The following is an 11,404-nucleotide window of genomic DNA, read 5'->3' on the forward strand; positions in this document are numbered from 1 at the left end:
ACTGTTTCGGTCGCCCGAATGCACAGTAAGCCATCATCGCAGTTGTCAGCAAAGGAGCCCCCGTGGCGACCTCCCCCGTGGCACCATCGCCAGTCGGCATTCCCAAAAGCCGTGTCCGCCAGCTCATGGCGGCCAGCATCGGCAACGTCGTCGAGTGGTTCGACTGGTACACATACAGCTTCCTGACCGTCTACTTCGCCGAGCAGATCTTCCCCAAGTCCGGCACGAACAGTCTGGTCCCGGTGCTGAGCGCCTTCGCGGTGTTCGCGGTCGGTTTCTTCATGCGCCCCCTGGGTGGCCTGCTGGTGGGCGCGTTCGCCGACCGGTACGGACGCAAGGCTGCGATGACCTTCACGATCATCCTGATGGGCGGCGGCTCGCTGCTGCTGGCGGTCACGCCGACCTATGCGACGGCGGGCGTGCTCGCGCCGATCATCCTGACGCTGGCGCGGCTGATCCAGGGACTCTCGGTCGGCGGCGAGTTCGCCGCGGCCACCACGTTCCTGGTCGAGTCGGCGCCTCCCGGGCGTCGCGGACTGTTCTCGAGCTTCCAGTACGTCAGCACCACCATCGGCCAGCTCTTCGCCTCCGGCCTGGCCGCGCTGCTGGCCGCCAACCTGGCAGAAGCCGACATGAACTCCTACGGCTGGCGTATCCCGTTCGTCGTGGGCGCGGTCATCAGCCTCGTGGGCCTGTGGATCCGCAAGGGCGCCGAGGAGACCAGCGCGGTGGTCAGCGAGATCCAGGAGGGCAAGGCGGAGCGTCCTGGCCTGTTCGAGTTCCTGGTCCGTTACCCGACCAAGGCCGCGATGATCGTCGGCATCACCGTGGCGGGCACGGTCGCCTACTACACCTGGACGACCTTCCTGCCGACCTACGCCCAGCAGAACGTGAGCTTCGACAAGGGCGAGTCGCTCACGGTCAGCACGATCTCGCTGGTCTTCTTCATGATCCTGCAGCCGCTGCTCGGCATGCTCTCGGACCGGGTCGGGCGCCGGCCCATGCTGATCACCTTCGGCCTGGCGTTCACGATCCTGCCGGTGCCGCTGCTCGGCATGCTGACGAACTCGTTCTCCAGCCTGCTGTTCATCCAGTGCCTTGGCATGATCTTCCTGGGCTGCTTCACCTCGGTCTCGGCCGCGGTCAACTCCGAGTTGTTCCCGACTCGGGTGCGGGCGGCGGGGGCGGGCTTCCCGTACTCGCTGACCGTCGCGATCTTCGGCGGCACCGCGCCGCTCATCGGCACGGCGCTGAAGGACGCGGGCAACTCGGGACTCTTCCCGTGGTACATGTCGGCGCTCGCCCTGGTCTCCACGCTGGTGTACGTCTTCGCGCTGAAGGAGACCAAGGACCAGCCGCTGCGCTAGTCGCCGATCGATCTGCAGGGGCGTCCCCGCAGCTCCTTGACGTAGTCGTCGGGGGCGCCCGCCCGCTCGGCGGCGTCCGCCAGGATGCCCAGGTAGCGGGCGGAGGGCAGGCCGCCCTCGTAGCCGTCGAGCACGTAGAACCAGGCCACCTGCTCGCCGTCGAGGGTCTGCACCCGCAGCCGCACCTTGTGGTAGAGGCCGCGGACGGCGCCCTCCCACTGGTCGAGCGAGTTGGCGTCCGACTCGGGCACGTCGTAGAGGACCACGAAGACGTGCTCGTCGGGGTCTTCGACGATGGTGGAGAGCGAGCCCTCCCAGCCGATGTCGTCGCCGCCGAACGTCAGGCGCCAACCCTGCAGCCAGCCCACACCCCGGATCGGGGAATGAGGGGCGCGCATGGCCATCTGCTCGGGGTCCATGTTGCTGCCGTAGGCCGCGTATACAGGCACAGCTGATAAGAGTAGCGGGCGAGAGGCCGCCCCGTTCGTCGTCAGCGCGCGCCATGCGGGAGAATGGGCACGTGACGAGGATCGTGATCATCGGTGGCGGACCAGGCGGCTACGAGGCGGCCCTGGTGGCAGCGCAGCTAGGCGCGCAGGTCACCATGGTCGAACAGGACGGACCGGGCGGCGCGTGCGTGCTGACCGACTGCGTGCCGTCCAAGACCCTCATCGCCACCTCCGTACGTAAACAGGCCCTGCTCGACGCGCCCTCTCTGGGCGTCGGTTTCACCGGCGGGCTCGACGGCGACGTCGGCGTGGCGAGCGTCGACCTGCCACTGGTCAACAAGCGGGTCAAGGAGCTGGCACAGGCCCAGTCGGCCGACATCGAGACCCGGGTGGCCGCCGAGGGCGTCGAGATCATCAAGGCGCGCGGGCGGCTGGCCGACCCGCAGTTGGTCAAGGCGGGCGACCGCGCGATCAAGGCCGACGTGGTCATCGTGGCGACCGGTGCGACGCCGCGCATCCTGCCGGGGGCCGAGCCCGACGGCGAGCGCGTGCTCACCTGGCGCCAGCTTTATGACCTCGACGCGCTGCCCGAGCATCTGATCGTGGTCGGCTCCGGGGTGACGGGCGCCGAGTTCGCCGGCGCCTACCGTTCGCTGGGCGCCGAGGTCACGCTGGTCTCCAGCCGTGACCGGATGATGCCCAACGAGGACGCCGACGGCGCCGAGGTGCTCGAAGAGGTCTACCGGCGCCGCGGCATGAACGTCATGGGCCGCTCGCGCGCCGCCTCCGTCAAGCGGACCGCCGACGGCGTCGTGGTCACACTCGAAGACGGCCGTACGGCCGAGGGCTCCCACGCGCTGATGACGGTCGGCATGGTGCCCAACACGGGCGGCATCGGCCTGGAGGAGGCCGGGGTCCAGCTCGACAGGAACGGCTTCATCAAGGTCGACAAGGTCTCGCGCACCTCCGCGCCGGGCGTCTACGCGGCGGGCGACTGCACCGGCGTGCTCATGCTCGCCTCGGTCGCCGCCATGCAGGGCCGCATCGGCGTCTGGCACGCGCTGGGTGAGGCCGTGCAGCCGTTGCGCCTGGCCACGGTGGCCTCCAACATCTTCACCGACCCGGAGATCGCCGCGGTCGGCGTCGCGCAGCGCTCCATCGAGGCCGGCGAGATCGAGGCCAACGTCGTCAAGCTGCCGCTGGCCACCAATGCCCGCGCGAAGATGCAGGGGTTCAACGACGGCTTCGTCAAGCTGTTCTGCCGTCCGCACACCGGGATCGTGCTGGGCGGCGTGGTGGTGGCGCCGAGGGCGTCCGAGCTGATCCTGGCGCTCTCCGTGGCGGTGCAGCAGCGGCTCACGGTGGACCAACTGGCCCACACTTTCGCGGTCTATCCGTCTTTGTCAGGATCCATCACCGAGGCGGCCCGCCGCTTGATGCAGCCCGAGGCGCAGATCGGGATCTGACCCGGCTCAAACGGAAACGGGCGCGTCCCCCGAAGGGAACGCGCCCGATCATCCGTTGAACGGGTTACCAGTCGCCGCCGCCGAAGTCGCCACCACCGAAGTCGCCGCCGCCGCCGAAGTCACCCCAGCCGCCGCCGCCGTCTCCGCCGCCGAAGTCGCCGCCGCCGCCACTGATGTCGCCCCCGCCGCCGTCACCGTAGCCGCCGTAGCCGAAGCCGCCGTAACCGAAGCCGCCGCTGAGCATGCTGCCCATCAGGGTGCCGACGAACATGCCGGTCATGACATCGCCGAAGCCGCCGTAGTAGCCGTAGGCGTAAGGCTGGTAGGCCGGTCCCGCGTCGTAGTAGGGACGCCGCTGGCCGTCGACCATGACCTCCCGCATCTGCGGGTCGAAGCCGCGCTCCACGGCCTCCGCGTCGGCCGCGCAGGCGGGCACGTCGCGCACCGCGCCACCGGGCGGCGCCCAGCGCACGTCACGCACCGACGGGCCGTGCTGCGGGTTGAAGAAGCAGGGCGCCCGCCGCTCGGGGGTCGGCTGGTTGTTGACCTTGGCCTTCACCACGGCCAGCCAGTAGCGGCCGTCCTCCAGCGTCTGGGTCACCTCGCGGACCTGGTCGGCCCGCTGAATGGCCGCGAGCTGCGTCTTGGCCTTCTCGTAGGAGTCGAGTGCCTGCTGCCACTCGGTGATGTGCTGGCCGCTCTGGCCGGAGAGCGCGACGTCGGCGTCGAGCGTGGTGATCTCCTCGCCGAGCTTCGTGACGTCCTCCTCCACGGTCTGCTTGACCGCGGCCAGGTCCTTGGCGGCCTGGATGGCCTGCTTCTTCTTCTTGTTCTTCGAGTAGACGAAGTAGCCGCCGCCGCCGACCACGACGAGCGCGCCCAGGGCGATCAGCGCACCGCTGCCGCCGCCGCTGCCGCCCACAGGGCCGGAGTTGAGCGCGGACTTCTTGTTCTCGGAGGCGAGGTTGACCCGCTCCACGAAGTCATTCATGCCGGACACGACGTCGTCGTTGTTGCGCACCGCCAGCTTGGCCAGCTGGTCAGTGAGGCCGGGCTTGCCGAAATTGGACTCCGCGAACAGGGAGTTGCCGTCGAGGACGGCCACGGTGACCCGGCCCCCACCCTTGGCGGCCGCGGTGGCCGTGCCCAGGGAGCTGAGGTACTGCTTGGCGTCCGACGACGAGGTCAATGTGCCGTCGGGCAGCGCCGCGACGTAGACGTCACTCTTGGAATCCTTCAACGTGTCACGGATATCGGACTGCTGGTCCGAGGTCAGCGACGAGCCCGACTGCACGAAGAGCGGATCCTTCTTGTCCTTCCAATAGGACACAACGCTCGATGCGTCAGGGGGTGCGGCCGCCGCGTTGGCGGCAGGGGACAGCGCAAGTACGACGAAAAGACCGGCGATCAGAGCCGCGATCGCGGCCCCTGCTCGGCGCAGCGAATGGGTCATTGGCAGCAAGCCTCCTTCGCTCAGGATGACGAACGGGCGCTCAACAAAGTTCCTTTGCATATGCACGTTACCCGTATGAAGCCGTCCGAGCGCGGGGCGTGGTCAAGGTTCCTGGAGCCTCCGGCGGTCAAGCGTCCTTGATCTCGCAGATCGTGGCCCCTGACGTGACGGTCTGCCCGACCGCGGCGGTCAGGCCGGTGACGGTGCCCGCCTTGTGCGCGGTCAGCGGCTGCTCCATCTTCATGGCCTCGAGCACCACGATCGCGTCGCCCTCGGCCACCGTGTCGCCGTCGGTCACCACGACCTTGACGATCGTGCCCTGCATGGGGCTGACCAGCGTGTCGCCGCCCGCCGCGGGCTTCTTCGCGCCGCCGCGCTTGGGTTTCCTGCCCGCGGGCTGCGCGCCGCCCCTGGAGGCGCCGGTCGTACCGAGGCCGGAAGGCAGGACCACTTCGAGGCGCTTGCCGCCGACCTCGACCGTCACCGACTCGCGCGCCGCGGGCTCGTCGGCGGAGCCGTCTCCCGCGTAGGGCGCGATCGTGTTGTCGAACTCGGTCTCGATCCACCGGGTGTGGACGGCGAACGGCTCCGCGGTGAAGGCCGGGTCCGACACGACCGCGCGGTGGAAGGGGAGCACGGTCGGCATGCCGTCGATCTCGAACTCGGCCAGCGCCCGGCGTGAGCGCTCCAGCGCCTCCGTACGCGTGCGACCGGTCACGATCAGCTTGGCCACCAGCGAGTCGAACGTCTGAGGCACGGTCATCCCGGCCTCGAACCCCGAGTCGAGCCGCACGCCGGGACCCGACGGCGGGCGCATGACGGTGAGCGTGCCCGGCGCGGGCAGGAAGTTGCGGCCGGCGTCCTCGGCGTTGATACGGAACTCGATCGAGTGACCGCGCGGCGCCGGATCGCCGAAGCCCAGCGACTCGCCGTCGGCGATGCGGAACATCTCACGCACCAGGTCGAAGCCCGACACCTCCTCGGTGACGGGGTGCTCGACCTGCAGCCGGGTGTTGACCTCCAGGAAGGAGATCGTGCCGTCTTGGCCGACGAGGAACTCGCAGGTGCCCGCGCCGACGTAACCGGCCTCGCGGAGTATCGCCTTGGAGCTGGTGTAGAGGGTCTCGACCTGCGATTCGGACAGGAACGGCGCGGGCGCCTCCTCCACCAGCTTCTGGTGGCGGCGCTGCAGCGAGCAGTCGCGGGTGCCGACCACGACCACATTGCCGTCGCGGTCGGCCAGGCACTGGGTCTCGACGTGCCGCGGGCGGTCGAGGTAGCGCTCCACGAAGCACTCCCCGCGGCCGAACGAGGCGATCGCCTCGCGCACGGCCGACTCGTAGAGCTCGGCGACCTCTTCCAGCCGCCGGGCGACCTTGATGCCCCGGCCGCCACCGCCGTACGCGGCCTTGATCGCGATGGGCAGCCCGTGCTCCTCGGCGAAGGCGACCACTTCGTCGGCCCCCGAGACCGGGTCCTTGGTGCCCGCGACGAGCGGCGCGCCGACCTTCTGCGCGATGTGCCTGGCCTGGACCTTGTCGCCGAGCGCGGCGATGGCGGCCGGCGGCGGGCCGATCCAGATCAGGCCCGCGTCGATGACGGCCTGGGCGAAGTCGGCGTTCTCGGCCAGGAACCCGTAACCGGGATGCACCGCGTCGGCGCCGGAGCGCCGGGCGATCTCCAGCAGCTTGCCGATGTCGAGGTAGGTCTCCGCGGGGGACTGGCCGCCCAGCGCGTACGCCTCGTCGGCGATCTTGGCGTGCAGGGAGTCGAGGTCTTGGTCGGCGTAAACGGCCACGCTGCCGATCCCGGCGTCCTTGCACGCCCGTGCGACCCGGACGGCGATTTCCCCCCGGTTGGCGATCAGAACCTTCTGCACCGACCTACGTCCTTTCCTAGGCATCCTTCCGCGCCGGGCACTGAGACGGAGTGTAAGTGTTCGCTGTCGGCCGCCGGTCAGCGACCCAGATAAGCGCCGCCGTTCACGTGGATCACCTGCCCCGTCAGATGCCGCGCGCCCGGAGAGGCGAGGAAGACAACGCTGTCCGCCACGTCGGACGGGGTGCCGGGGCGGCCGTTGCGGGTGTTGTCGACGCGGGCCCTGATGCCCTCCTCGGTCAGGCGCCCGCGGAAGAACTCGGTGTCGAGCACCAGGCCGGGGGAGACGACGTTGGCGGTGATGCCCCGCGGGCCGAGCTGGGCGGCCAGGTCGGCGGTCCACGCCTCGACGGCCGCCTTGGCCGCGCCGTACGAGCCGGAGCCCGTGCCGCGGGCGGCGATCGAGCCGATCGTGATGATCCGCCCGCCCTTGGCGAAGCGCGGCAGCAGCGCTGTCGTGACGAGCACGGCGGACAGCAGGTTGGCGTTGAGGTTGGCCAGCCAGCCCTCGGCCACGTCCAGCAGGTCGTCGGACTGTCGGCGGTCCAGGTTGGTGTTGCCGCCCGCGTTGTTGACCAGGACGTCGACCCGCTCGGGCAGGCGGCCCGCCGCGTCCTTCACGGCGGCGGGGGCGGCGGCGTCGAACGGCAGGTAGGCGGCGCCGAGCCGGGCCGCGGCCTCCTTCAGCACCTGCTCGCGCCGGCCGGTGATCGTGACCCGGTCACCCGCGGAGGCGAACGCCGCGGCGATCGCGTAGCCGATCCCGGTGCCACCGCCGGTGACCACAACCTCGCGCATGGCCGGATGCTCCTTAGAATCCGAATATTCCTCTGGAAGACCATAGCCGCTCGGCATAACAGGAGCGAGGCGTGAGTGACGCGCTTATGTTGAGGGCGCTTTCAGTCGATCCAGGAGGTATGCATGAGCCAGAGCCTGCTCGGTGGCGACCCCGCGGAAATGCAGCAGATGGCCACCCAGTTCAACCAGCAGTCCGAGGCGGTGCGCACCACGATGACCGCGCTGGACCGCGAGGCCGCCAAGGTCGGCACCGCTTGGACGGGCCCGGGAGCCGAGCGCTTCCAAGGGGCCTGGCAGAACTACCGGACGGCCTTCCAGCGCATGACGGAAGAGCTCCAGGAGGCCTCCCGGGTGATCAACACCTACCGGGGCAACATCGAGTCCGCGACCCGCTGAGCCTCGCGGAGAGGCCCCGGTCTGACCACCGGGGCTTCTTTTCGTTCAGGTGGGCAGGCTACGCTCTTCCGCCATGATCGGACGGACTCTCGCGGCGGGCGTGCTCGCCCTGCAGCTCACCTCGGCCCCCGCGCTCGCCGCGGAGCAGGTGCAGGCCGAGAGAAGCGCGCCCGTGGAGTGCAAACCACGCAAGGGGACGACGCAGTTGCCCGGCACCGAGCCGTGGGCGCAGAAAAGGCTCGACATCAAGAACGTGTGGCGCATCACCCGGGGCGCGGGCGTGAAGGTCGCCGTGGTCGACAGCGGCGTCGACTACCAGCACCCGCAGATCCAGATCTCCAAGTTCATCGACATCACCCACACCGGCTACCGCGACTGCGTGGGGCACGGCACCGCCGTCGCGGGCATCATCGCCGGCCGCTATCTCGCCGGGGTCCCCTTCCACGGCGTCGCCCCCGAGGTCCAGCTCATCTCGGTGAAGCAGAGCAACAGCGAGGAGGGCGAGGTCGCCGACCTGGTCAAGGGGATCAAGGAGGCTGTGGACCGCAAGGCGGACGTGATCAACGTCTCGGTGCGGGCCGCCGATCATCCCGACCTGAAGGCGGTCATCCAGTACGCGCTGTCCAGGGACATCGTGGTCGTGGCCGCCGCCGGCAACATCACCAAGGAGGACGGGCCACCCGAGCCCGCCTACCCCGCGGCCTATGACGGCGTGCTCGCCGTGGGCTCCGCCAACAGCGACGGCCGCCGCGCTGACTCCTCCAACACGGCCACGCCGGTCGGCGTGCTCGGGCCGGGCGTGGACATCACCGCCCCGTGGACGGGCAAGAGCTACATGCGCGGCCTGGAGGGCACCAGCTTCGCCGCCCCGTACGTGGCGGGGGTCGCCGCGCTCGTCCGCGCCCGCTTCCCCAAGCTCGACCAGCAGCAGGTACGTCAGCGCATCACCGCCACGGCCGACGGCTCGGTGGGCACCGGCACCGGAGCCGGGATGGTCAACCCGCTGATGGCCGTCACCGCGTCGCTGTCCTTCGACCCGGCGGGCGCCCCCGTGGTCGCCCCGCCGCCGCCCTCGCCGTTGCCCGCCGACGCGGTGGCCAAGGCGCCGCAGCCCGACGAGCACGCGACGAACGTCGCCCTCTTGGTGACGGTCGGCGCGCTGGGGATCGCCGCCGCCGCGGCGGCCGCGGCATCGCTCATTCCGCTGGGCCGCCGCCGGGGCTGGCGTCCCGGCCGTCCGGCCGCTTGATGTCTTTACGGTTAAATGTCAGGTTGCGTCCGAAACCACTGATACAGATGTGACAGATTTGGTTGAATGTACGGGCGTAACGAGTTTTGACTTGAAGGGAAAGAGATGCACCCTCTGCGGCCGGGTGATCCTGAGCGTTTAGGAGCTCACACCCTTTTCGGACGGCTGGACGAGGGGCCGCGAGGAGTCGCGTACCTCGGCAAGGAGTCCGAGGACGGACCCACCCGAGTGATCAAGCTGCTCCCGGCCGTTCCCGGCGCGGGGCCGCACGACGCTGAGCGGTACAAGGGCGTCCAGCGTATTTCGAGCGTGTACGTCGCCAGGACGCTGGACGCCGGAATGCACGACGAGCAGCCGTACATCGTGCGCGAGCACATCGAGGGCCGCAGCCTGGCAGAGACGGTGGCGGCCGACGGGCCGCTCGACGGCGACACCCTGGAGCGGGTGGCCGTCGGCGTGCTGACCGCACTGACCGCCGTGCACCTCGCCGGCGTCACGCACCGTGGGCTCACTCCGCACAACGTGCTCCTCGCCGCTGACGGCCCCCGTGTGACCGACATCGACCTCGGCGAGGCCGCCGGCGAGCTCGGTTACCGCTCGCCCGAGCAGCTCAGCGGGCTGGGGTACGGCCCTTACGCCGACGTGTTCGCCTGGGCCGCCACGATCGTCTTCGCCGCGACCGGGCAGCCCCCCTTCGGGCACGACGCCCAGGCGGTGCTCAACGGGGAGCCCGAGGTCGGCGCGCTGGCCGAGCCGCTGCGCCGGGTGGTGCTCTCCGCGCTGTCCAAGGACGTCACGCAGCGGCCGACCACCTACACGGCGCTGCTGCAACTGCTCGGCGACAAGAGCGGCGCCGCAGCGCCGCGGGTGGGCGTCGTCGCCACTGTGCCACCGCCCCCGCAGGCGCCGGAGGGCGAGCTCTTCCCGCCGCAGACCATCCAGCTCCCGCCGTTGGAGGCGCCGGCCGAGCACCAGGAGCTGGCTGAGCACCAGGCGCCGCTCGAAGGGGTGCCGGTCCCGCAGCAGACGTGGGGCCCGCCGCCCGTGCCGCAGCAGGGACCGTGGGAAGGGGCGCCTGGCGGGCAGCCGCCGTCCCAGGTATGGCAGGCGCCGCCGCAGCACGGCGGTGCCGCCCCCCGGCGCAAGTCGTTCCCCATCGGGCTCGCCGCGGCCGTCACGGCGGTCGCGCTGCTGTCCGGCGTGGGGCTGTGGGGCGCGGGCCACTACGCCAAGCTGGAGACGGTGTCCAACTCCTCGGCCGAGGCCAAGAAGGGCGGCACGCTGGCGATCGGCGGGGGCGGGGGTGACTCGTCCGCGCAGCCACAGCAGCAGCTGCCCGGCCAGCCCAATCCTCAGCAGTCGCAGCCCGACGTGACGGTGCCCTGGGCCTCCGCGAGCCCCGACCCGACCGACGTGGTCCCGCTGGTGCTGCCGACCGACTATCCCTCGTCGGCGCCCACCGCTCCGGAGTTCAGCACGGTCCCGACGCCGCAGCCGATCCTCACGCAGCCGGTGACCCAGCCGACGGTGACGCAGCCCGCCGCCCAGCCGACGGCGACGCAGCCCACCGCGAGCGCCACGGCGAGCGAGCGCAAGACCAGGAAGCGCCAGGCGAGCCAGACCCCGACTCCCACCGAGTCGAAGGAGCCGACGCCGACGCCGGAGCCGACGAAGTCCAAGGACCCGGACCCCACGCCGACGCCGGAGCCGACGAAGACCAAGGAGCCGGAGCCCACGCCGACGAAGACCACCGAGGAGCCCAAGCCGACGCCGACGAAGACGACCCAGTCGCCCAAGCCGACGCCGACCAAGACCACCGCCAAGCCGACGCCCACGCCGACCAAGACCACCGCCAAGCCGACGCCCACGCCGACGAAGACCACGGCCAAGCCGACGCCGACGCCGCCCAAGACGAACCCCTACACGCCGGCGCAGGTCTGCGGAGGCGGATTCAGCGTGCAGCGCAGCGGAGCGTTCTCGGGCGGGGTGACATACCAGCTCTACAACAGCGGTACCGGTGAGAACTGCGTGGTCACCATGAAGACCGCGAACGTGGGTCAGAAGACCCCGGTCAGCGCGACGCTCGACGTGCAGGGCGGGGGGAGCAGGACCGACTCCGGCAGCTACGAGTACTACGCCGGCCCGGTCAAGCTGCCCGCCAAGGGCAAGTGCGTGAAGTACTCGGGCAGCGCCGGTTCCGGCAGCACCAGCGCCCCATACGGCAACTGCGGCTGAGCAGGCCGGTACGCGAACGGCGGGGGGGGGGGGGGGGGGGGGGGGGGCGCCCGCCCCGGGGGGGGGGGGGGGGGGGGCGGGACGGGGGGGGGCCGCCGGGGGCGGGGGGGGGC

Annotated in this window: 9 protein-coding genes; 5 read left to right on the forward strand and 4 right to left on the reverse strand. The window is 70.6% G+C overall.

Translation table 11 applies throughout. The features are described 5' to 3' along the window. The first annotated feature begins 62 nt into the window (after positions 1-62). Entirely contained in the window at positions 63-1,367 is a 1,305-nt protein-coding gene (locus ACGFNP_RS17700) for an MFS transporter (protein ID WP_393319616.1), read from the forward strand. Here ACGFNP_RS17700 and ACGFNP_RS17705 read toward each other — a convergent pair. Continuing rightward, complete coding sequence (locus ACGFNP_RS17705) at positions 1,364-1,816, reverse strand: gamma-glutamylcyclotransferase (RefSeq protein WP_219531270.1); 453 nt, start codon at positions 1,814-1,816, stop codon at positions 1,364-1,366. The genes ACGFNP_RS17700 and ACGFNP_RS17705 overlap by 4 nt on opposite strands. A 71-nt stretch (positions 1,817-1,887) precedes the next feature. Here ACGFNP_RS17705 and ACGFNP_RS17710 point away from each other — a divergent pair, with 71 nt between their 5' ends. Further along, on the forward strand, positions 1,888-3,282 hold the full coding sequence (locus tag ACGFNP_RS17710) for an NAD(P)H-quinone dehydrogenase (RefSeq protein WP_219531269.1): 1,395 nt from the start codon (positions 1,888-1,890) through the stop codon (positions 3,280-3,282). Positions 3,283-3,346: 64 nt separating this feature from the next. Here the strand turns inward: ACGFNP_RS17710 and ACGFNP_RS17715 are convergent, their stop codons facing one another. From ACGFNP_RS17715 to ACGFNP_RS17725, 3 genes are all read right to left on the reverse strand, one after another. Then, entirely contained in the window at positions 3,347-4,735 is a 1,389-nt protein-coding gene (locus tag ACGFNP_RS17715; protein ID WP_393319621.1) for a hypothetical protein, read from the reverse strand. A gap of 127 nt (positions 4,736-4,862) precedes the next feature. Next, a complete protein-coding gene (locus tag ACGFNP_RS17720; protein ID WP_393319624.1) occupies positions 4,863-6,614 on the reverse strand; it encodes an acetyl/propionyl/methylcrotonyl-CoA carboxylase subunit alpha in 1,752 nt (583 codons plus the stop codon). Between the two features lie 77 nt (positions 6,615-6,691). Further along, positions 6,692-7,411, reverse strand: coding sequence for an SDR family oxidoreductase (locus tag ACGFNP_RS17725; protein WP_393319627.1), 720 nt, complete (start codon positions 7,409-7,411; stop codon positions 6,692-6,694). A gap of 123 nt (positions 7,412-7,534) precedes the next feature. Here ACGFNP_RS17725 and ACGFNP_RS17730 point away from each other — a divergent pair, with 123 nt between their 5' ends. From ACGFNP_RS17730 to ACGFNP_RS17740, 3 genes are all read left to right on the forward strand, one after another. Next, complete coding sequence (locus ACGFNP_RS17730; protein WP_219531266.1) at positions 7,535-7,807, forward strand: WXG100 family type VII secretion target; 273 nt, start codon at positions 7,535-7,537, stop codon at positions 7,805-7,807. A gap of 73 nt (positions 7,808-7,880) precedes the next feature. Continuing rightward, complete coding sequence (locus tag ACGFNP_RS17735; protein WP_393319630.1) at positions 7,881-9,056, forward strand: S8 family serine peptidase; 1,176 nt, start codon at positions 7,881-7,883, stop codon at positions 9,054-9,056. Between the two features lie 105 nt (positions 9,057-9,161). After that, positions 9,162-11,291: a serine/threonine protein kinase gene (locus tag ACGFNP_RS17740; RefSeq protein WP_393319633.1), complete on the forward strand. Its 2,130-nt coding sequence runs from the start codon at positions 9,162-9,164 to the stop codon at positions 11,289-11,291. Positions 11,292-11,404: the final 113 nt, after the last annotated feature.

It is taken from the genome of Nonomuraea sp. NPDC049269, from assembly GCF_043197155.1.
Lineage (GTDB): Bacteria > Actinomycetota > Actinomycetes > Streptosporangiales > Streptosporangiaceae > Nonomuraea.

Excerpts from the sequence above, each read along its gene's own strand:
- ACGFNP_RS17740 (WP_393319633.1), top strand. The coding sequence starts at position 9,162 with ATGCACCCTCTGCGGCCGGGTGATCCTGAGCGTTTAGGAGCTCACACC.
- ACGFNP_RS17715 (WP_393319621.1), bottom strand. The coding sequence starts at position 4,735 with ATGACCCATTCGCTGCGCCGAGCAGGGGCCGCGATCGCGGCTCTGATC.
- ACGFNP_RS17725 (WP_393319627.1), bottom strand. The coding sequence starts at position 7,411 with ATGCGCGAGGTTGTGGTCACCGGCGGTGGCACCGGGATCGGCTACGCG.
- ACGFNP_RS17730 (WP_219531266.1), top strand. The coding sequence starts at position 7,535 with ATGAGCCAGAGCCTGCTCGGTGGCGACCCCGCGGAAATGCAGCAGATG.
- ACGFNP_RS17735 (WP_393319630.1), top strand. The coding sequence starts at position 7,881 with ATGATCGGACGGACTCTCGCGGCGGGCGTGCTCGCCCTGCAGCTCACC.